Raw genomic sequence first — 21,477 nt, 5'->3', positions numbered from 1 at the left:
CTCAGGCCACCTCGCTGGTGTTGGCGACGGTGCTGGCGATGGCGCGCTGCCGGGCGGCACGCCAGGCATCGACGAGCACGCCGAAGCGACGTGCCAGGTCGGCGATCGCGGTGTCGTCGTCGATGCTGCCGGCCAGCCACTTCGCGGCGGCATCGGCGAAGATCGTGCGGCCGACCGCGAAGCCCTTGACGATCGGCGTCGACGCGGCGGCCTCGAACGAGGCGATCAGTTCATGTTCCGGCGCCGACAGGCCCAGCAGCACGACGCCGCGACACAGCGGGTCGTTGCTGGCGATCGTGCGTTCGATGTGGCGCCAGGCCGCGGCGCTGTCGTTGGGTTCGAGCTTCCACCAGTCGGGTTTCATGCCCAGATCGTAGAACCGTTGCATGACCCGCGATACCGTCAGGTCGTCGATGGCGCCATTGCGGGACGCGATGATCTCCACCAGCAGTTCGTGCCGGGTCTTGCGCGCGGCATCCTGCAGGCGCAGCAGCTGGCGTTCCTGGCGCTCGCGTAGCGGCTGCGCGTCGTCGGGGTGATAGAACGCCAGGCACTTGATGACATGGTTGGCCGGCCACGTCGCGATCTCGGTGGCGACATCGGCCGAGCTTTCGAATTCCAGCGGGCACGAGCCCGGCAGTTCGATCGGTCGGCCGATCCAGTACGGATGGTTGGCCGCGGCTTCGAGGCCGCGCATGCCGAAGCGACCGTCCAGAAGCACGCCGAAGCGCGGATCGCCCTGGGCCAGCCGGTCGACTGCTTTCAGGGCCAGCGTCTTGAAGCCGACGATGCGCGCGGGATCGGCGCCGACCTCCTGGCAGATCGCCTCGAACTGGCTGCGATGGTCCATCGCCAGCACGGTCAGCTCCTGCCAGTCGCCGACGCGGGTGCCGGCCCAGTGCACATGTTCGAGTTCGGCATCGTCGCGCAGGCGGAACGGGCGCGGCGTGTCCTGCAGGAACAGCTGCAGCTCGTCCCAGGTCGGCATCGCCGGCGAGCAGCCGTGTCGCGAGACCACGATCGCGCCGCAGGCATTGCCGTACTCGCAACTGGTCTCCAGCGGTGCGTCGCGCAGCCAGCCGCGCAGGAAGCCGGCCATGAAGGCATCGCCGGCGCCCAGCACGTTGAAGACCTCGACCTTGAACCCACGCCCGACCACCCCCTCGTCAAGGTGGCCGGGAATGGATCCGGGAAACGCGGAACATCCCTGCGCGCCGCGCTTGCAGACCAGCAGCGCGGGGGTCCGCGCGCGGATCGCGCGCAGTGCGGCGATGGTGTCGGTGCTGCCGCCGAGGATGTGCACTTCTTCCTCGGTGCCGACGATCAGGTCGCACAGCGGCAACACTTCCTGCAGGCGCGCGGTGACCGCATCGTGCGCGACGAAGCGGTTCTCGCCCGCGTCCTTGCCGGTCAGGCCCCACAGCACCGGGCGGTAGTCGATGTCGAACACGACCCGTGCGCCATGGGCGCGCGCGATGGTGCAGGCGCGCAGCGTGGCGTCGAAGACATTGGGTTGCGACAGGTGGGTGCCGTTGATCAGCACCGCACCGGCCGAAGCGATGAAGGCCGGATCGACGTCGCCGGTGTCGAGCGCCATGTCGGCGCAGTTCTCGCGGTAGAACACCAGCGGGAACGTATCCGGGTCGCGGATGCCGAGGAACACCAGCGCGGTCAGCCGTTCGCTGTCGGTCAGCACGCCCTGCGTGGACACGCCCTCGCGGACCAGCTGCTCGCGGATGAAGCGGCCGAAATGGTCGGCGCCGACCCGGGTCAGCAGGCCGCTGCGCAGGCCCAGGCGCGAGGCGCCGACGGCGGTATTGGTGGGGCTGCCGCCGATGTACTTGGCGAAGGAGGTCATGTCCTCGAGCCGCCCCCCCACCTGCTCGCCATACAGATCGATGCAGGATCGGCCGATCGTGATCAGATCAAGTTGTCGCTCGGTCGCCGCCATGCAGGCCGTTCCTCAGCCGGTTGTGGACGCCACTCGTCCCAATGGATGTAACATATATTCCATATTCTAAAACAAAGCAACATATGTTTCATTTCTTGGATGGCATTCCATTCCGTTGCCCGTGCCGGGACAGGCCGGCGGGTGCCGATCGGCGCGGTCGCGTCCGCCCGGCGCCGCGCGCGCGCCGGTCATCGCCCGGACGCTGGCAGGCGTTTCATTTTTTCGTCCGCCGCGGCGCCGCGCTGCCGGTCTTGCGCGCCGGGGCGCCGGCCGGACTGGCGGCGAACGCGTAGGAAATCACCAGCGCTTGCGCCAGGCACATCGAAGCCGACAGCGAGCGGAACTTGCGGATCTCGGCCTCGCGCACCTGCAGGACCAGGGTGGCCGGCTTGGCGACCGGGCTGACCAGGCTGTCGCTGATCGACAGCACCTTGCAGCCGCGCTCGACCGCGGCGTCGACGACCTGCACGGCCTCCTCTGCATACGGGTGGTAGCTGACTGCGATCAACAGGTCGCGCTCGGTGATCGCGTGGACCTGCTGCAGCGACATGCCGCCCAGGCTGTCGATGAACACCGTGCGCTTGTCGACCTGCAGCAACGAATACGCCAGGTAGGCGGCCACCGGGAACGAACGGCGAAATCCCGCCACATAGACGGTTTCGGCCTGCGACAGCAGCTTGACCGCGCGCGCCAGGTCCTCGCCGCCAACGATCTTGCCCAGGTTCTGCAGCGCCAGCACATTGCCCTCGACAAACTCGCCGAGCACGCGCACCGGGTCGCCGATCGCCTTGCCCTCGACGCTCTGGGTGAACTCGCGCACGCGCTCGCCGTAGCCCAGCGGCGCGGTGCCCGACAGCAGGCCGTCGCGGAACAGGCGCTGCATCTGGGTCGCGCCGTCGAAGCCGAAGGATTTGGCGAAGCGCACGATCGCCGAGGGCTGCACGCCGGTGCGCTCGGCCAGCACGGCCAGGGTCTCGAGCGCCATCGCATTGGGCTCGTCGAGCACGTAGCGGGCGATCTGCTGCAGGCGTTTGCTCAGCGACTCGTAACGGGCGAGGATCGCCGCGCGCAGTTCCTCTGCGCTCGCCGGCGGGATAGTCGATTCGGCCATGCAGCCGCTCCTTGAAGTGGGGTTGGACCCGCTGGCGACGCGCCGTCGCGGCCACGCGCCAGCAGGTTGGGGGCGACGATGTCCGCCGCCAGTTGGAATGTAAAGTATTTTCTTGGAAATTCTATTACAGTATAAAATAGAATATAACTTCCATTCGCCGGGCCGGCTGGCCCCTGGGGACGCACCGTGGAACGAATCGACGTCGCGCTGATCGGCGCAGGCCGCATGGGGCAGGTGCATGGCCCGAATGCGGCGCGGCACCCGCGGCTGCGGCTGAAGTCCGTGGTCGACCCCCGGCCCGAGGCCGCCGAGGCCATGTGCCGGCGCTTCGACGCCCGGCCGGCGACGCTGGAGGCGGTGCTGGCAGATCCGTCGGTGGCCGGGGTGCTGGTCTGCAGCTCGACCGACCAGCACCTGGCGCATGCGCTGGCGGCGGTGGAAGCCGGCAAGGCGGTGTTCTGCGAGAAGCCCATCGACCTCGACCTGCAGAAGGTCCGGCAGGCGCAATCGCGCTTCGACGGCGCGCGCTTCCTGCTCGGCTTCAACCGGCGCTTCGACCCGCACTTCAAGGCGCTCAAGCACAAGCTCGATGCCGGCACGGTCGGCGCGCTGGAGTCGCTGCACCTGATCAACCACGATCCGGCCGCGCCGCCGCCGGGCTTCATCCCGACCAGCGGCGGCCTGTTCAAGGACTTCACGATCCACGACCTCGACATGGCGCGCTGGCTGCTCGGCGAAGAGCCGGTGTCGGTGTACACGGCCGCCAGTTGCCTGGTCGATCCAGAGATCGGGCGCCTGGGCGACGTCGATACCGCACGCACCGTGCTGAAGACCGCGTCGGGACGGCTCTGCGTGATCTCCAACACGCGCCGCAGCGGCTACGGCTACGACCAGCGCATCGAGGCCCTCGGTGCGACGGGCATGCTCAGCGCCGGCAACGTGCAGCAGGACACGCTGCAGACGCTGACCGAGACCCTGGTGGCCGGCGCGCCGATCCATCCCGGATTCGCGTCGCGCTACCAGGCCGGCTACCGCGACCAGATCCATCACTTCGCCGACGTGCTGTGCGGCCAGGCCGAACCGCTGGTGGGTTACGCCGATGGCGTCGCCGCGCTGGTGCTGGCCGAGGCCTGCGAGGCATCGCTGCGCAGCGGCACCGTCATCCATCTCTGAAGGAACCACCATGCACAAGGTCGTACTCGTCGGCGCAGGCCGCATCGGTCGCATCCACGCCAGGAATGCCGCCTTCGATCCGCGCCTCGCGCTGGCCGGCGTCATCGACGCCATCGACGCCTCGGCGCAGTCACTGGCGCAGGAGTACGCCTGCCCGGTGCTGAGCCTGGAGCAGGCCATCGACGATCCCTCGATCGCCGGCGTCATCATCGCCAGCTCGACCGATACGCACCTCGACTACAGCCTGCGCGCGGCCGCGGCCGGCAAGGCGATCTTCTGCGAGAAGCCCATCGACCAGAGCCTGGCGCGTGCGCGCAGCGCGGCCGACGCGCTCGGCGACGCGCGCCTGCTACTGGCGTTCAACCGGCGCTTCGATCCCAACTTCCAGGCCTTGAAGGCACGCCTGGACAGCGGCGACATCGGCACGCTGGAAACCCTGCAGATCACCTCCAACGATCCGTCGCCGCCGCCGCCGTCGTATGTCGCGGTGTCGGGCGGCCTGTTCAAGGACATGGCGATCCACGACTTCGACATGGCGCGCTGGCTGTTGGGTGAGGACATCGTCGAGGTCTACGCCGCCGGCAGCTGCCTGGTCGATCCGGAGATCGGCAAGCTTGGCGACGTCGACACCGCACGCACCCTGCTCAAGACCGCCAGTGGGCGCCTGTGCGTGATCTCCAACAGCCGCCGTTCCGGCTTCGGCTACGACCAGCGCATCGAAGCCTATGCCTCGCGCGGCATGGTCCGCGCCGACAACGTCACCGAAAGCACGGTGCAGGTCTGGAGCGAACAGGGCGCGGCCGCCGACCGTTTCCAGAACTTCTTCCTCGACCGCTACGCCGAAGCCTATCGCCGCGAGATGGACCACTTCGCCGATATCCTCGACGGCGCCGCGCCGTCGGTCGGCTACGTCGATGGTGTCGCCGCGCTCGCGCTGGCCGAAGCCGCCGCGGAGTCGCTGCAGCGCGGCGGCCCGGTCAGGCTCTGAGGCGGCGGGCTTGTCGGGACGGGGCGGTCGCGGTCCCGGCACCGCGGTCCGCGGCTGAAGCCGCTCCTACATCTATCGCAGGGCTTACACCTCCGCCGGCCACTCGCGGAACACCACGCAGACCGTGGTGCTGTCGAGCATCGCGAACTCCCGCGCGCCCCACGGACGCAGCGTGACGCGGCTGACATTGGGATGCAGCAGCTGCGGCGCGCGCGTCGACATCTCGGCGTAGATCGCATCGATGTCGTCGGTCTCCACCGCCAGTTCGGGACGATCCTGCCGGGCCAGCGCGGTGTTCTGCATCAGGTAGGCCTTGGCGCCATCGCGGGCGATGACGGTGATGCTGGCATCCTGGTACAGGACTTCGAAGCCCAGGCCGTCGACGAAGAACGCCAGTCCGTCCTCGAGGCGCTCGTAGAAGATCTTCGGGATCAGGTTCTTGAACATGGGGCGCTCCGGGGCCTGTGGCGACGACTGCGGCGGGATGACGGCATGGAATGACATCAGCCCGATGACATCGGCGATTGGACCGCAACCGCCGCAGCAACGCCAGCCGCACGCGCCGCACGCGCGTGAACAGGTTCTCAGCTGCGCGGCGTGCGCGGCAACGGTGCGACCAGCCTGGCGCGCACGAGGGTGGCGAAGGTCTCCAGCGCGCAGGGCGCGTCGCATCCGGGAATCGGCAGGACCTGGTAGGCCGGCGGATTCGTCGCCGACAGCGTCTGCATCCCGCGCACCTGGTCCATCGTCTGCGCGCGATAGAACGCGCGCACGATGCGCTGGCCGCGGGCATCGACCAGTACCTCGAAGCCGAGCGCGCCGCCGGGGGGCGGATCGTCGCGCGGGTAGCTCGGCACCTGCCAGTGCAGGTCGAGGAAACCACCGAGGTCGGCGATGTTGGTGTCGTGTCCGACCAGCACCGTCAGCCGTGGACCGGATTGCATCGCCTGCAGCATCCGCGACGCCAGCGGCGACGCCGCGCGCGCGGCGACATACGGCGCGCGACCCTCGTAGTAGAACTTCAGCGAATGGAAGGCCAGCAGGTCTTCGATCTGCTGTCGCGTCAGCCGGCCCCAGGCGACGTCCGACATCGGCATGCCTTCGAGGTACTGCAGCAGGAAGGTCTGGCTGACGGTGGACGCGAAGCCGAAGGGATCGCCGATGTCGGGTCGATCGCCTTCGTTGCGCACCAGGGCCGCGGGCATGTCGGCCAGCTGGCAACCGCTGTCCGCACGCGCGCCGGTGCATCCCAGCGCGCGGTCCAGCAGGGCCAGGCCGTCGGCATGCGCCGCCACTTCCGCTGGCATGCCGCCCGGCGGCGCCAGCGCCTGCACTGCGCGCAGGGCCTCGTCGGCGTCGATCGGCATCGCGCCGGCATCCAGCGGGTGGAACTCGACGTCGTCGTCGGCGTGGCCGGGGAAACCGATGGCGATCGTGCAGCCGGGCGCCAGGCCTTCGACCAGCGCGCGCGCGGTCGCCTGCGTGCGCGACTTGGCGCTCGCGGCCACTTCGATGTCGGTCGCGGCCGGGCAACCGTTCGCCGGCAGCAGGCCCTGCGCGACCCAGTGGCCACGGTCCCATGCGCCGAGCAGGCGCACCGCGTCGTAGCCGCGCTGGGTCAGCTCGCCCCAGCCGACCGACCAGGTCGGCCACGGGCGATCGTGCATGCCCTCGGGCACCACCTGTGCCTTGGTCGGGGGACGCACGCCATGGCGCATCAGCATGACCACGCGTTCCAGGCGCAGGCCTTCGGTGGAGGCCGTGCCCCGGGGGGAGGTTGTGGCTGCGGGCGTGGCAGAGGTGATGGGAGTGGGGGTGCCGTCCGTCATGGAGGACGGATGCGTGCTGCATGCCCCCAGGACCGACAGCGCGGCGGACCACCACAGCACGGACGCGACGTTCGATTTCATTGCATGCTCCTGGCGTGCAGGCGGACGTGACGACGGACGCGACACGATCCGGAAAGACAAGGACAGAAACGACAAGGGCGACCCGGTGGCCGCCCTTGCGTTGACTGCGATCAGACCCACGACGGCTGCAGCGGCATCAGAACGAGATCTGGATGCCCATGCGGGCCGACCAGCCGTAGATCTCCTTCTCGCCAAGGCGGTTGCGATAGCCGACATAGGTCCGCATCGCCGCATCGTTGAGGTTGGAGCCTTCCAGGAACACCGACACCTTCGGGTTGAAGGCATATCCGAACTTGATGTCCCACTGCTTGAAGTCGTCGAGGTAGATGTCGCCTTCCGGATCTTCCTCGTGCGCTTCGCTGAGGGCCGCCGAGCGGTAGCTGTAGGCCACGCGCGCCGAGAACCCGTACTTCTCGTAGCTCAGCTGCGCCGAGGCCACGCGGTCGGACTGGTTGATCAGCGGCACCTCGTCGGTGCGGTTGGGCAGGCCGCTGGCCTCGGAATCGACGAAGGTGATGTTGCCGCTGACGCTGAAGCCATCGAACGGCGACGGCAGGAAGCTCAGTTCGTACTGCGCATTGAGTTCCAGGCCGGTGACCGTGGCCTCGTTGGCATTGGTCCAGGTGCCGACTTCGGCATTGACCAGGGCCAGGCCGCCATAGGTGCCGTCCTGGCCGGTCAGCGTCACTTCGTAGATCGGGTTCCTGATCTTCTTCATGAACAGTGCCGCTGCCACCACGCCGCGGTTGCCGACGTAGTACTCGGCCGACAGGTCGAGGTTGGTCGAGTACAGCGGCTTCAGCGCCGGGTTGCCCATCGTCACCGCGGGCTCGTCGCCCTGCGCGTCCTCGATCTCGACGAACGGCGCCAGCGACTCGTAGTTCGGGCGGCCGATCGCACGTGTGACCGCGGCGCGGAACACCAGGTTGTCGCCGACGTCGTAGCGGAAGTTGATGCCCGGGAACCAGTCGATGTAGCTGCGGTTGCCGAAGGTGTTGAAGCCCTGGTCCAGCGAGGACTCGCCCAGTTCGAAGCTGTTGGCCGAGTACTCGCCCTTGGTGTGCTCCACGCGCACGCCGGGGATCATCGTCAGTGCGCCAAAGCGCAGCCGCGTCATCAGGTAGGCCGCGGCGATCTTTTCCTTGATCAGGTAGTCCGAGGCCAGCGTCGCGCTCAGCGTGCCGTCCTCGTCCTGCTCGAACTCGCCGGTGTTGGCATTGAAGTAGGCGTTGGCCAGGCCGCTGTTGATCGTCGGCCCGAAGCGGTAGCGGCCACCGAAGATGCTGCCCAGCGGATCGCCGGCGACGTTGGCCAGCACCAGGTCGCCGTCGTCATATTCCCAGGCCTCGCCGTTGGCGTCGTTGGTTTTCTTGCGATGCGTGTACTTGACGCCGAACTGCAGGTCCGAGCCGTCGTCGAACGGGATCAGGTAGTCGGCGCGGACCTGGAACAGGTCTTCGACCGCGCGCCGCGATTCGGGCTCGTAGAAATCCGGTTCGTACAGGCTGGCGTCGTAGGCCGACTCGCCGTCGGGCGTGACGCTGTAGGTGTCGCCGCCCAGCAGGTAGCTGCCGGTGATGTCGCCCTGCACGAAACCCCACTCGTCGCGATGCGGGTCGCGCTTGGTCGCGCGCGAGTAGGTCGCCTCGAGCGTCAGCTTGCGCTCGTCGAACTTGAACTCGCCGCCGGTCGACGCCGTGAACGAGCTGGTGTTCTCCTCGCGGGTCCGCAGCGCGCGGAAGGCTTCGCCATCGCTGAAGGTGCCGGCGGTCGCCGACGACGGCGCGATGCCGTCCTCGTCGAACTCGATGCCGAAGCGGTCGCGCGTTTCCGAATCCTCGTACTTCGAGTACAGCAGGCGCAGGAAGGCCTTGGTGTCGTCGTTGGGACGCCACTCGAAATTGGCGACCGCGCCGCTGCGCTGGCGATGCGTGTTGTACTGGCGGTAGTCGATGCCTTCGGGGACGATCTGGTCGTCCACCTCGATCCAGTCGCCGGTGTTCTGCACGTTCTGCGTGCCCAGTTTGCGATCGGAATGGTTGATCGCCAGCACCACGCCGAACTGCTTCTCCGGGCCGAACAGCGTGCCGAACGAGCCGTCGTACTCGAACGGGTGCTCGCCGTTGATGTCGCTGTAGCCGTAGGCCGCGCGCGCGGTGCCGAAGGTGCGGTTGCGGTCGAAGGCGCTCAGCGTCTCAATGTTGACCTGGCCGGCGATCGCGTTGGCGTCGAGGTCCGGGGTCAGCGTCTTGGAGACCGTGACCGCGCCGATCAGCGAGGACGGGATGTCGTCGAGCTTGACCTGGCGCCCATCGGGTTCCGGCGCGGCGGCGGTCTGCCCGTTGAGCGTCACGTTGAGCAGGTCCGGCGAGATGCCGCGCACCGTCAGGTAGCGGCCTTCGCCCTGGTCGTTGACGCTGGTGACGCCGGGCAGGCGGCGCACGGCCTCGGCGACGTTCTGGTCGGGCAACCGGCCGACGTCGTCGGAGCGGATCGAATCGACCTGGCCGTCGGCAAAGCGTTTGTCGTCGACCGCGGCACGGTCGGCGGCGCGGCGGCCGGTGACCACCACGCCGTCGAGGTCGGTGACCTCGCGTGGGGTCTGTGTGGACGGGCTGGCAGCGTCCTGTGCCATCACATAGGCCGGCGACGTCGCCAGCGTGCCCAGGATGATGGCTGATAGCGCGTTCTTACGGATCTTCCGCATGGTCTAGTCCCTCCCGAGGACGTCGATCGCCACTCGGCGAAGGCCGGGCGCGGGCGATTGACCGGAGGTTACGAACAAACATTCCAAAATGCAACACATTTAGAATTTTTCTTGCAAAGCCGGATCGGGCGTGTGATCGTGCCCCTTATGCTGGTCCCCGATGACAGGGCGGCATTCATCCATAGGGAGGAGAAGCACATGAAGGCATGGCCCGTATCCGGCTTGCTTGTATCGGCTCGGCTTGAAATGGCTCGACTTGAAGTGGCTCGGATTGAATCGGCGCGACGGACATCGGCTCGCCTTGTCTCCGGCCGGCGCGTCCCGGGCCTGTTGGCATCTGGTCTGCTGGCAGCCGGCCTGGCGTCGTCGATGGCGCTGGCGCTGGCCGCCGACGTGATGGCGGCCGACACGCCTGTCGAGGCGCCGCGCGTCGACGCCAGGCGCCAGACCCAGCCCTCGGCCAGCGCCGAGGTCAACAGTGCGGCGATCGTGCGCAACGCGGCCCGTCCCGGCGACAGCCTGATCGTCGGCACCGCCGCGCTTGGCGGGCTGGAGGTCTACGACCTGTCCGGCAAGCGCCTGGGCAGCACGCCGGCCGGCGAAGTCGCCTCGGTCGACGTCGCCCACGACATCGCGATCGGCAACCGCAAGGCGACGGTGCTGGCCGCCATCGACACCACCGACAACAGCCTACGGCTGTTCACCCTCAGCGGCGCCAAGCTGACCGAAGTCGGCGCACGTCCGCTGCCGCTGGGATTCGCGGGTGAAGGCGTCTGCCTGTTCCAGAGTCCCCTCGATGGCGCGCTGAATGCCTTCATCGTCGGCGACGGCGGCGAGGTCGACCAGCAGATCCTGTTCCCGACCGCGCAGGGCAAGCTCGATGCACGCCAGGTGCGCCGCATCAGCCTGCCGTCGACGCTGAAGCAATGCGTCGCCGACGCCAGCGGGCATGTCTATGCCTCCGAAGAGGCGGTCGGCATCTGGCGCTTCAATGCCGATCCCGAGGCCGATACCGGCGCCACCGTCGTCGACGCGCCGCGGCTGGGCCATATCAGTGAAGAGACCGGTGGCCTGGCCCTGTACGAAGGCGGTGCCGGCAGCCGCTGGCTGATCGCGTCGGATACGTCGGCCGGTCGCCTGCACCTCTACGACCGCGACAACGACGATGCCTACCTGGGGACCTTCACCGTCGGCGCGTCCGGCGCGGAAGAGGCGATCGGCGAGCCCGGGCCGCTGTTCGCGTCGGCCGGCGCGCTCGGGCGCGATTTCCCGCACGGCGCCCTGCTGGTCACCGACGAGGACGGCGCCAACTACAAGGCGGTGGCGATGCACGACGTCGCCGCGGCGTTGAAGCTGCCGCTGGTCGCGGCCGCCACCACCGCGCCGGCCAAGCGCGTGGCCGCGGTCACCGCGACGGTCGAGACCGTGCCCGCCGGCAGTTATGGCGACGCGGCCGACGACCCGGCGATCTGGGCCAACCCGACCGACCCGGCGCGCAGCCTGGTCATCGCGACCGACAAAAAGGCCGGCCTGTACCTGTACGACATGCAGGGCAAGGTCGTGCAGTTCCTGCCCGATGGCAAGATGAACAACGTCGACCTGCGCGAGGACTTCGCGCTCGGCGGCGACAAGGTCGTGCTGGTGACCGCCAGCAACCGCACCGACAAGTCGATCGCGATCTACCGCCTCGATACCGTCGCGCGCCGGCTGGTCAACGTCGCCGATGGCGTACAGCCCACGGGCCTGGGCGATCCGTACGGCCTGTGCATGTACCGCAGCAAGGCGAGCGGCGACACCTACGTCTTCATCAACGGCGATGACACCCGCAAGCGGCAATGGCGGCTGGTCGATGCCGGCAACGGCAAGGTGCGTGCGCAGCACGTGCGCGACATGACGTTCGATTCGCAGACCGAGGGCTGCGTCGCCGACGACGAGACCGGCGCGCTCTATGTCAACGAGGAGGATGTCGCATTGTGGCGGATGTCGGCCGAAGCCGATGGCGGCAACGACAAGACCGCGGTCGATCGCGTCGACGCCAATCCGGCCGTCAAGGACGACCTCGAAGGCATCGGCCTGTACGACCTCGGCGGTGGCCGCGGCTACCTGGTGGTCTCCAGCCAGGGCAACGACACCTACGCCGTGTACCGCCGCGAGGGCAAGCAGGAGTACCTGGGCTCGTTCGCGGTCGTCGCCGATCCCGAGCGTGGCATCGACGGCATCTCCGAGACCGACGGCCTCGAGGTCAGCAGCCGCAACCTCGGCCCGGGCTTCGAGCACGGCGCGATGATCGCCCAGGACGGCCGCAACGTGATGCCGGTCGAGAACCAGAACTACAAGTACGTGCCCTGGGCCGCGATCGCGCGTGCCCTCGGGCTGGAAGTCCGCAAGGACTGAGCCGGTCCGGCCGGATCGTCCCGTTCTGATGGCGGGGCGAGCCGGCGTGGCATCCGGGTGACTGCGGACTAACGCCCCCGTGGTGCCGCCATCCGCGGCACACGAGGGCGCGGCATGAATGCGCGTCAAGCGGGCGGCGCACCCTACACCCGGCGTGGACACCGGCTTTGCTTACACTACGCAGTCGCTCCCACGGCTGCCCGCCGCCGCCCCACCCGTGTCGCTTGCCCTCACCGACCGCCCCGTTCCCGAAGTCGCCGCCCCGGCGTCGACAGGCAGCGCCGTGCTGTCGAGCCGCGGTCGCTGGCTTGCGGTCGATGCTGCGTTCTGCGCGCTGCTGGGGCGTGATGCCGATTCGCTGGTCGGCACCCGCGCGCATGCCGCGTTGTTTCCCGACAGCGCCGACGCCTTCGAACACGTGCTGCAGCGACTGGCGACCGACGCTGGCGCGCGAGGCCACTTCGAGGTCGCCGCCGGGCTCGACGGTCGCCCTGCGCTGCGATTGCAGTGGCAGGCCCTGCCGTGCATCGCGGGCACCGAGCCGCAATGGTTGCTGCAGGCGCAGCCATACGACGCCGAGGCCTCCCACGGCGATAACGCTTGGGCAGCGCAGGCGTCGACAGCAGTGCCGGCGTCCGGCGCTGGCAGGCAGACCGACGACGTCCGGAGCGTCGACACACAGAGCGCCGACACCCAGACCATCGAGACGTTGCGCCAGCAACTAGACCTGCTGAGCTACGGCATCTCGCACGACCTGCGCGCGCCCTTGCGTGCGATCGCCGGATTCTCGCGCCATCTGCAACGCACCCAGGCCGAGCGCATGGACGAGGATGGCCGGGCCCAGCTGGCGCGGATCCAGGCCGCCGCGCTCTCGGCGGGTGGACTGATCGATGCGCTGCTGGAACTGTCGCGCGCGTCGACGCAGGCGTTCGACATGGCGCCGGTCGATGCCAGCATGCTGGCCGAATGGGTTGGCGCCGAACTGCGCGATGGCGAGCCCGCGCGCGACGCAGTGATCGAGGTCGAGCCCGGTCTCGAAGTGATCGGCGACGAACACTATCTGAAGCAACTGCTGGCCAAGCTGATGCACAACGCATGGAAATTCTCGGCCAGCGGCGAGCGCGTGCGCATCCAGGTCAGCGGCGAACGCGCGGGCGATCGACTCGCCCTCGCGATCCGCGACCATGGCATCGGCTTCGACAATCGGTATGCTGACCGCATGTTCGCACCGTTCCAGCGCCTGCACAGCGCCGAGCAGGGCGGCGGCAATGGACTCGGCCTCGCCGTAGCCCAGCGCATCGCCGAACGCCACGGCGGCAAGGTCTGGGCACGGTCCGAACGCGACGCCGGCAGCACGTTCTTCGTGGATCTGCCGGCTGGCACGCTTTGAAGGCATGACATGACTCAGCAAGACATCCTGTTGGTGGAAGACAATCCCGACGATGTGGAACTCACCCGCATCGCCTTTTCCGAAGCCGGCATCGAACGCCAACTGTCCGTGGTCCGCGATGGCGCCGAAGCGCTGGATTACCTGTTCGCGCGCGGCCGCTACAGCCACCGCGAAGGCCAGGACCACCCGGCCATCGTCCTGCTCGACCTCAACCTGCCCAAGCTCGACGGCCGCGAAGTGCTGCAGGCGATCCGCTCCGACGAACGTACCCGCGCGCTGCCGGTCGTCGTGCTGACCACCAGCAATGAACCCTTCGATGTCGAGGCCAGCTACGCGCTCGGCGTCAACAGCTACATCCAGAAGCCGGTCGACTTCGAGCAGTTCGTCGCCGTGGTCAAGCAGATCGGCCTGTACTGGCTGGTGCTGAACCACCCGCGCACCGACTGAGGCCGCGGCCGCCCGCGCCGTCGCCATCGCGGGCGGCGCCCGACGCCCTCCGCGCCGGGGCCACGTGGTCTCCCGCGGCACCGTTGACACCCTTGCGTCCGGCCACGCGCCGTCACGCCGACCGCGGCCGTCGGTGGCAGGCGGCTGTCCGTCTGCAGTTCGCCCGCTTGCCAGGCCCCCGCCTGCCCTGCTCCGCAACCGCGTCATGCCGATTGGATATGTCCATGTGCTCAGGTGTTTTTACGTAGCGGCCTCCGGCTAACGCGGTTTTTACCTCAGTGGACGCGGCTTGCCTTCCAATGGAGTCCATTCATCAGGGAGTTAACCAGCATGCGTATCACCATCGTCGGCGCGGGCTTCAGCGGCGTCGCCCTGGCCCACACGCTGGTGCACACCGCGCCGGCCGGGACCACGGTCTATCTGGTCGGCGTGGCCGAGTCCCATGGCAAGGGCGTGGCCTACGGCGAGGCGCGGCCCGAGCATCTGTTGAACGTGCGCGCACGCGAGCTCGGCCTGACCCCGGAGACGCCGGAGGATTTCGCCGACTGGTTCAACCTGGGCGAGCGTGGCCGCACCGCCTTCCAGCCGCGGGCGCTGTATGGCGAATACCTCAGCGATCGCCTGCAGGCGCTGAAGTCGGCGGACACCGGGGTCACGCTGCATGCGCTGGAGCGCGAAGTCATCGCCATCGACCGCGGCCATCGCGGTTTCCATGTCCACCTCGACGATGGCGCGGCGCTGATCAGCGACCGCGTCGTGCTGGCGGTCGGCGCGCTGCCGCCAGCGCCGCTGGCCGGCGTCGGCCCGCGCCTGGCGATCCATCCGCGCTATGTCGGCTGGCCCTGGCAGGAAGGCGCGATCGACCGCATCGAGCGCAATGCGCGCGTGCTCGTGGTCGGGACCGGCCTGACGATGGCCGACGTGGTGGCGACGCTGCGCCATCGCGGCCATGCTGGCCCGATCACCGCGCTGTCGCGGCACGGCCTGTTGCCGCAGTCGCACACTCGCGAACCGGCGCCGCCGGTCGCATTGCCGCCGGCGGTGCTGCAGGCGCTGGCCACGCACGACCTGCGCGAACTGGTCCGCAGCATCCGCCAGCTGTCGTCGGTGGTGCCGGACTGGCGTCCCTTGATCGATGCGCTGCGCCCGCACACGCAGGCGTTCTGGCGCGGCCTGCCCGACCACGAGCGCGGCCAGTTCCTGCGCCACCTGCGCAGCTACTGGGAAGTCGCGCGCCACCGCGTGGCGCCCAAGATCGCGCGCCAGCTCGATACGCTGCAGGCCAATGGGCAACTGCAGGTACGTGCCGGCCGCCTGGTCCGCGCGGGCCGTGGCGACAACGCGGTCGAAGCCCTGATCCGCGACCGTGGCAGCGACAGCGTCCGCCACGAGCAGTTCGACGTGCTGGTGCGCGCAACCGGCCTCAACAGCGACATCGCGCGCACCACGCATCCGCTGCTGTCGCAGATGCGCGAGAGCGGCATGCTGGCGGCCGAGCGGCATGAGCTTGGCCTGGCGGTGACGCCGTCGTTCGAGGTGCTCAACGCACGCGGCCAGCCGGTGCGCGGTCTGTACTGTCTGGGCCCGCTGCTGCGCGGCAAGCTGTGGGAAATCACCGCGATCCCCGAGCTGCGCGTCGCCGCGCGACAACTGGCCGACACCCTGCTGGTCGAACGCGAGCCCACTGCGGAGACCCAGACGCGCAAGCAGGCGTTCTGAGCACCATGTTCTGCAAGGACCGCTCCGATCCAGCGCGGGTCGCGGCTTTCCTGTGGGAGCGCACCTGGGCGCGATGGAGCTCCCCCATGAAGGCCCTTCGCGCCCAGGTGCGCTCCCACAGGCGTGATGCGTGCGCGCTACGGACATCCGGATCCACCAGAAGACCCTGAATCAGACGCGGCCCGCCTGCACCAGTGCGGCGTATTCGCTGTCCGAGAACAGGCGCGAGCGCACCAGGAAGCGCACGCCCTCGCCGTTCTCCAGCGAGAACATGCCGCCGCGGCCGGGGACGACATCGATGATCAGCTGCGTGTGCTTCCAGTACGCGAACTGCGAGGGGCTGATGTAGAACGCCGCGTCGCCGATCGTACCCAACTGCACGTCCCGGTCGCCGACGATGAAGTCGGCGACCGGATAGCACATCGGCGACGAGCCATCGCAGCAGCCGCCGGACTGGTGGAACAGCAAGGCGCCATGGCGCGCACGCAGCGTGTCGATCAGCTGCAAGGCGGCCAGCGTGGCCATGACCTGCGGGGGTGCCTGCATCTCTGGCGTTGTCATGTCGGGCGGCCTGGTGGCGGGTGACGGGTGGCGATCGCGAGCGCGTCAGGCCGACAGGTCGAGCACGACGCGGCCTTCGATCTTGCCGGCCTGCATGCGCGCGAACACCGCATTGATGTTCTCGAGCGTGTCGGTGGCCACGGTCGCGGCAACCTTGCCCTGCTCGGCGAACTCCAGCGATTCCTGCAGGTCCAGCCGGGTGCCGACGATCGAGCCGCGCACGGTGACGCCGTTGAGCACCATGCCGAAGATGTCGAGCGGGAACTGCCCGGGCGGCAGCCCGTTCAACGACACCGTGCCGCCGCGGCGGACCATGCCGATCGCCTGCTCGAACGCCTTCGGCGAGACCGCGGTGACCAGTGCGCCATGCGCGCCGCCGATCTCCTTCTTCAGGTACGCGACCGGATCGGTGGTCAGGGCGTTGACGGTGACGCTCGCGCCCAGGCGCTTGGCCAGTTCGAGCTTGCCGTCGTCGACATCGACGGCGGCGACATTGAGCCCCATCGCCCTGGCGTACTGCACGGCCATGTGGCCGAGCCCGCCGATGCCGGAGATCACGATCCAGTTGCCGGGCCGGGTATCGGTGACCTTCAGCCCCTTGTAGACGGTGACACCGGCACACAGGATCGGCGCGACCTCGACAAAGCCGATGTTCGCCGGCAGGTGGCCGACATAGGCGGCATTGGCCAGCGCGTATTGAGCGAAGCCGCCGTTGACCGAATAGCCGGTGTTCTGCTGCGCCTCGCATAGCGTCTCCCAGCCGCCCAGGCAATGCTCGCAATGGCCGCAGGCCGAGTACAGCCACGGCACGCCGACACGGTCGCCTTCCTTGATATGGCTGACGCCCTGCCCGACCGCGACGACGTGGCCGACGCCCTCATGTCCCGGAATGAACGGTGGCGCCGGCTTGACCGGCCAGTCGCCCTCGGCGGCGTGCAGATCGGTATGGCAGACCCCGCAGGCCTCGATCTTGACCAGGATGTCGCCGGCCTTCGGGCGCGGCACCTCGACTTCCTCGATCACCAGGGGTTTGCCGAACGCGCGCACCACGGCCGCTTTCATCGTCTTGTCCATTGTCTGCTCCTGTTGCTGTGTGGTTGATCCCACCCTGCCTGCGATCGCGGGCGGGAACCATGATTGAAATCAACGCGGCGCCTGCGCTGCGGCAGGGCGCCGGTGATGGACGGGGGTGCTCCGACCGGTTCGACTGGCTTGTACGTACCCGGAAGAGGTCGGCCCGGAAGACGCCGGCTCAGAAGAAACCGAGCGCCTTCGGCGAATAGCTGACCAGCAGGTTCTTGGTCTGCTGGTAGTGGTCGAGCATCATCTTGTGGTTCTCGCGACCGATGCCGGACTGCTTGTAACCGCCGAACGCGGCATGCGCCGGGTAGGCGTGATAGCAGTTGGTCCAGACGCGTCCGGCCTGGATCGCGCGACCCATGCGGTACAGCCGCGAGGCATCGCGGCTCCAGACGCCGGCACCGAGTCCGTACAGCGTGTCGTTGGCGATCTCCAGCGCTTCGGCCTCGTCCTTGAACGTGGTCACCGACACCACCGGTCCGAAGATCTCCTCCTGGAAGACACGCATCTTGTTGTGGCCCTTGAACACCGTCGGCTTGACATAGAAGCCGCCGGCCAGCTCGCCATCGAGCGCGTTCCGTTCGCCGCCGATCAGCACCTCGGCACCTTCCTGCCGGCCGATGTCGATGTAGGACAGGATCTTCTCCAACTGCTCGCCGGAGGCCTGCGCGCCGACCATGGTGTTGGGATCGAGCGGGTTGCCCTGCACGATCGCGGCGACGCGCTTGAGCGCCTTTTCCATGAAGCGCTCGTAGATCGATTCCTGGATCAGCGCGCGCGACGGGCAGGTACACACCTCGCCCTGGTTGAACGCGAACAGCACGAAGCCCTCGACCGCCTTGTCGAGGAAGTCGTCGTCCTCGGCCATGACGTCGGCAAAGAAAATGTTCGGCGACTTGCCGCCCAGCTCCAACGTCACCGGGATCAGGTTCTGGCTGGCGTACTGCATGATCAGGCGGCCGGTCGTGGTCTCGCCGGTGAACGCGATCTTGGCGATGCGCGGATTGCTGGCCAGCGGCTTGCCCGCTTCCAGGCCAAAGCCATTGACGATGTTGAGCACGCCCGGTGGCAGCAGGTCGCCGATCAGTTCCATCAGCACCAGGATCGAGGCCGGCGTCTGCTCGGCCGGCTTCATCACCACGCAGTTGCCGGCGGCGAGCGCGGGCGCCAGCTTCCAGCATGCCATCAGCAGCGGGAAGTTCCACGGGATGATCTGGCCGACCACGCCGAGCGGCTCATGGAAGTGATAGGCGATGGTGTCGCTGTCGATCTCGGAGATCCCGCCTTCCTGTGCGCGGATCGCACCGGCGAAGTAACGGAAGTGGTCGACGCACAGCGGCACGTCGGCGTTGAGCGTCTCGCGCACGGGCTTGCCGTTGTCCCAGGTCTCGGCGTAGGCCAGCCGCTCGAGGTTCTGTTCGATGCGGTCGGCGATCTTCAGGAGGACGTTGGCGCGCGTGGTCGTGCTGAACTTGCCCCAGGCGTCCTTGGCCGCATGCGCGGCGTCGAGCGCGGCCTCGATGTCGTCGGCATTGGAGCGCGCGACCGAGGTGAACACCTTGCCGGTGATCGGCGTGGTGTTGTCGAAGTACTGACCGCTGCGCGGCTCGACCCATTGGCCGCCGATGAAATTGCCGTAGCGCGGCTTGAAGATGGATTGCGGATCGGTGGCATGCGGATTGGCGGACGTGACGGCATTCATTGCAATTCTCCCGGGACGGAACGCGCGTCCGTCGCGGACGCGCCATGTCCTTGGGAGTGCGCAAGCGGCGTGCCAACAACGCGTGTTGCGATGCGTCACGACGTGCCACCGCAGCGCCGCGCGGTTCTGGCGCCGTTCTTGTTGCGGCGCAATACACACGCCGATTGCAGGCTGTCGCAAGATGTGGTGTGTATGGGGACAGTGCCGCGCGCGACTGTCGCATTCTGCGACAGCCGCTGCAGCAGGCAGGCGATCACCCAGGAGACGCACGATGGCCCGCACGACACGCGCCGACCAGCTGGCCCAGGCCCGGCGTACGTTCTTCGAATGGGGCGGCGCACCGGTCGGCCAGGTGCCCAGCACGATCCTGCAGTCCTGGCATCGTTGCCGCACGCTGGGACTGGCGGCGGAACCGCGGCCGGTCATCGAGCCGGTCGATGCCGCCCGCCTGCGCGAGATGCGCCAGCGCCACGAAACGCTGTGGCGGCTGGCGCGCGCCGAGATCGAACTGCTGTCCAGCGATGCCGATGCCACCGGCAGCATCGTGATCCTGACCGATGCCGACGGCTGGATCCTCGATGCCGATGGCGACATGCGGTTCCTCGACAAGGCCGGGCGCGTGGCGCTGATGCCCGGCGCGTGCTGGCACGAGTCGCAGGTGGGCACCAACGCGATCGGCACCGCGATCCACGAGCAGCGCGGCGTCGAAGTGCGTGGCGGCGAGCACTACCTGCCGCCGCACCGGATCCTGGCCTGCAGTGCCGCGCCGATCTTCGATCCGCACGGGCACCTGGTCGGCGTGCTGGACATCTCCGGAGAGTCCAGCGTGGCACAGGTGCATGCGCTTGGCCTGGTGCGGATGGCGGTGGCCAACATCGAACACCGCTATTTCGACGAAGGCATCGCCGACAGTGAACTGATCCGCGTGCATCGCGATCCCGCGCTGCTGGGCTCCTCGCGCGAAGGCCTGCTGGCGTTCCGCAACGGACGGCTGGTGGCGGCCAACCAGGTCGGGCTGGACCTGTTCGGCCTCGACCGCGGCGAACTCGGTCGCGCCAGTTACGAGGCGCTGTTCGAGGACCCGCTGTCGCGGTTGCGCGACGACGGCGCGTTCTACGACCGCCAGGGCCGCGTCCTGCATGGCCGCGTCGATGCGCCCGAACGCCAGCGGCGCGCGCAGGCGCGGTTCGCGATCACGGTGTCGCAGGCCGGCGGGCGCAAGGACGGTGCCGGCGCGCCGATCTTCGACGCCACGCTGGAGGCCGAGCTGCAGCGCGCGGGCCGCGTGCTCGAGGTCGGCATCGGCGTGCTGGTGCAGGGCGAGACCGGCAGCGGCAAGGAAGTGTTCGCGCGCGAACTGCACCGGCGCAGCTCACGCGCAGGCAAGCCCTTCGTCGCGGTCAACTGCGCGGCGCTGCCCGAGGGCCTGATCGAAGCCGAGCTGTTCGGCTATGAAGACGGCGCATTCACCGGCGCCCGCCGCAATGGCAGCCCGGGCCTGTTGCGCCAGGCCGATGGCGGGGTCCTGTTCCTCGACGAGATCGGCGACATGCCGATCGCACTGCAGCCGCGGCTGCTGCGCGTGCTGCAGGATCGCGAGCTCTCGCCGCTGGGCGGCGGCAAGCCGGTCAAGCTCGACTTCGCGCTGGTCTGCGCGACCCATCGCGTGCTCGGCGAGGCCATCGCCGACGGTCGCTTCCGTTCCGATCTCTACTACCGCGTCTCGCACCACGTGGTGCAGTTGCCGCCGCTGCGCGAACACGCCGACCGCGCGCGCATCGTGCAGGAGCTGTGGCAGCGCGCCGGCGAAGGCCGCCGGCTCGGCGAAGCCGCGCTTGCGGCCCTGGCCGCCTACGACTGGCCGGGCAACCTGCGCCAGCTGGTGGCCTGCCTGCGCACGGTCGCGGCATTGAGCGAACCCGATACGGTGGTCGAGGTGGCCGACCTGCCGGTCTACCTGCGCGCGGTCCCGGCGATGCCGGCGGCGGCCACAGGCTCCGCGACGCGCGCCGATGTCCCGCTCGACACCATGACCCGCGAGGCGATGCGGCGCGCGGTGGATGCCAGTGGCGGCAATATCGCCAGCGCCGCGCGCATGCTCGGCATCAGCCGCAGCACCCTGTACCGGCGTCTCGGCGTGCCGCAGCGCTGACGCGTTACGGCGCGCGACGCGTCAGAACCTGTTCGACGCCTGTCGCGAACGCAGCCGGCTGGTGCATGGAGTGCAGCGCAGGCAGAAAACGCAATGTACGTGCAGGGACATGCGCATGTGTGGCCACCCTCCATAGCAGCCACCGTTCGGGCCATCGCTGGCGTGATGTCAAGAACCGCGCCATGCGGTTCT

15 protein-coding genes are annotated in these 21,477 nt (G+C 68.5%); 7 read left to right on the top strand and 8 right to left on the bottom strand.

Going from position 1 to position 21,477, the window contains the following annotated elements; translation table 11 throughout:
• Position 1: 1 nt before the first annotated feature.
• Together ACYX7E_RS02245 and ACYX7E_RS02240 are read right to left on the bottom strand one after the other, a co-directional pair.
• Positions 2–1,951 (bottom strand): bifunctional 5-dehydro-2-deoxygluconokinase/5-dehydro-2-deoxyphosphogluconate aldolase, encoded by a 1,950-nt coding sequence (locus ACYX7E_RS02245; RefSeq protein ID WP_462078903.1) that lies wholly within the window; start codon positions 1,949–1,951, stop codon positions 2–4.
• A 214-nt stretch (positions 1,952–2,165) separates the two neighbouring features.
• Positions 2,166–3,062: a MurR/RpiR family transcriptional regulator gene (locus ACYX7E_RS02240; protein ID WP_462078902.1), complete on the bottom strand. Its 897-nt coding sequence runs from the start codon at positions 3,060–3,062 to the stop codon at positions 2,166–2,168.
• A 186-nt stretch (positions 3,063–3,248) separates the two neighbouring features.
• Between ACYX7E_RS02240 and iolG (ACYX7E_RS02235) the strand changes: the two genes are divergently transcribed.
• Both iolG (ACYX7E_RS02235) and iolG (ACYX7E_RS02230) read left to right on the top strand, forming a co-directional pair.
• Positions 3,249–4,235, top strand: a complete 987-nt coding sequence (gene iolG, locus ACYX7E_RS02235) for an inositol 2-dehydrogenase (RefSeq protein WP_462078901.1) — start codon at positions 3,249–3,251, stop codon at positions 4,233–4,235.
• A 10-nt stretch (positions 4,236–4,245) separates the two neighbouring features.
• Complete coding sequence (gene iolG / locus ACYX7E_RS02230; RefSeq protein WP_462078900.1) at positions 4,246–5,223, top strand: inositol 2-dehydrogenase; 978 nt, start codon at positions 4,246–4,248, stop codon at positions 5,221–5,223.
• Positions 5,224–5,307: 84 nt separating this feature from the next.
• On the opposite strand, the gene ACYX7E_RS02225 is transcribed toward iolG (ACYX7E_RS02230), so the two are convergent.
• The 3 genes from ACYX7E_RS02225 to ACYX7E_RS02215 all read right to left on the bottom strand — a co-directional run bounded on the left by ACYX7E_RS02225 (position 5,308) and on the right by ACYX7E_RS02215 (position 9,840).
• Complete coding sequence (locus ACYX7E_RS02225) at positions 5,308–5,670, bottom strand: VOC family protein (RefSeq protein WP_462078899.1); 363 nt, start codon at positions 5,668–5,670, stop codon at positions 5,308–5,310.
• Positions 5,671–5,807: 137 nt separating this feature from the next.
• Positions 5,808–7,133, bottom strand: a complete 1,326-nt coding sequence (locus tag ACYX7E_RS02220) for a histidine-type phosphatase (RefSeq protein WP_462078898.1) — start codon at positions 7,131–7,133, stop codon at positions 5,808–5,810.
• A 136-nt stretch (positions 7,134–7,269) separates the two neighbouring features.
• Positions 7,270–9,840 carry a TonB-dependent receptor gene (locus tag ACYX7E_RS02215; RefSeq protein ID WP_462078897.1) on the bottom strand — a complete coding sequence of 857 codons (2,571 nt, stop codon included), beginning with the start codon at positions 9,838–9,840 and terminating at the stop codon, positions 7,270–7,272.
• A 330-nt stretch (positions 9,841–10,170) separates the two neighbouring features.
• Here ACYX7E_RS02215 and ACYX7E_RS02210 point away from each other — a divergent pair, with 330 nt between their 5' ends.
• The 4 genes from ACYX7E_RS02210 (at position 10,171) to ACYX7E_RS02195 (ending at position 15,790) form a co-directional block, all read left to right on the top strand.
• Positions 10,171–12,234: a phytase gene (locus tag ACYX7E_RS02210; protein ID WP_462078896.1), complete on the top strand. Its 2,064-nt coding sequence runs from the start codon at positions 10,171–10,173 to the stop codon at positions 12,232–12,234.
• Between the two features lie 217 nt (positions 12,235–12,451).
• Positions 12,452–13,624, top strand: a complete 1,173-nt coding sequence (locus ACYX7E_RS02205; protein ID WP_462078895.1) for a PAS domain-containing sensor histidine kinase — start codon at positions 12,452–12,454, stop codon at positions 13,622–13,624.
• A gap of 9 nt (positions 13,625–13,633) precedes the next feature.
• The gene (locus tag ACYX7E_RS02200; RefSeq protein ID WP_462078894.1) at positions 13,634–14,071 is read left to right on the top strand and encodes a response regulator; all 438 of its coding nucleotides are present in this window, start codon (positions 13,634–13,636) and stop codon (positions 14,069–14,071) included.
• 330 nt (positions 14,072–14,401) lie between these two features.
• Entirely contained in the window at positions 14,402–15,790 is a 1,389-nt protein-coding gene (locus ACYX7E_RS02195; protein WP_462078893.1) for an FAD/NAD(P)-binding protein, read from the top strand.
• 171 nt (positions 15,791–15,961) lie between these two features.
• On the opposite strand, the gene ACYX7E_RS02190 is transcribed toward ACYX7E_RS02195, so the two are convergent.
• The 3 genes from ACYX7E_RS02190 to adh form a co-directional block, all read right to left on the bottom strand.
• Positions 15,962–16,351 (bottom strand): DUF779 domain-containing protein, encoded by a 390-nt coding sequence (locus ACYX7E_RS02190; RefSeq protein WP_462078892.1) that lies wholly within the window; start codon positions 16,349–16,351, stop codon positions 15,962–15,964.
• Between the two features lie 45 nt (positions 16,352–16,396).
• Positions 16,397–17,425, bottom strand: a complete 1,029-nt coding sequence (gene adhP / locus ACYX7E_RS02185) for an alcohol dehydrogenase AdhP (protein WP_462078891.1) — start codon at positions 17,423–17,425, stop codon at positions 16,397–16,399.
• A 178-nt stretch (positions 17,426–17,603) separates the two neighbouring features.
• Positions 17,604–19,133 (bottom strand): aldehyde dehydrogenase, encoded by a 1,530-nt coding sequence (gene adh / locus ACYX7E_RS02180; protein ID WP_462078890.1) that lies wholly within the window; start codon positions 19,131–19,133, stop codon positions 17,604–17,606.
• A gap of 271 nt (positions 19,134–19,404) precedes the next feature.
• On the opposite strand from adh, the gene ACYX7E_RS02175 reads away from it, so the two are divergent.
• The gene (locus ACYX7E_RS02175) at positions 19,405–21,285 is read left to right on the top strand and encodes a sigma-54-dependent Fis family transcriptional regulator (protein ID WP_462078889.1); all 1,881 of its coding nucleotides are present in this window, start codon (positions 19,405–19,407) and stop codon (positions 21,283–21,285) included.
• Positions 21,286–21,477: the final 192 nt, after the last annotated feature.

The organism is Luteimonas sp. RIT-PG2_3, assembly GCF_054902115.1.
The sequence above is the reverse complement of the archived record's forward strand: the minus strand, read 5'-3'. Positions and strand labels throughout refer to the sequence as shown.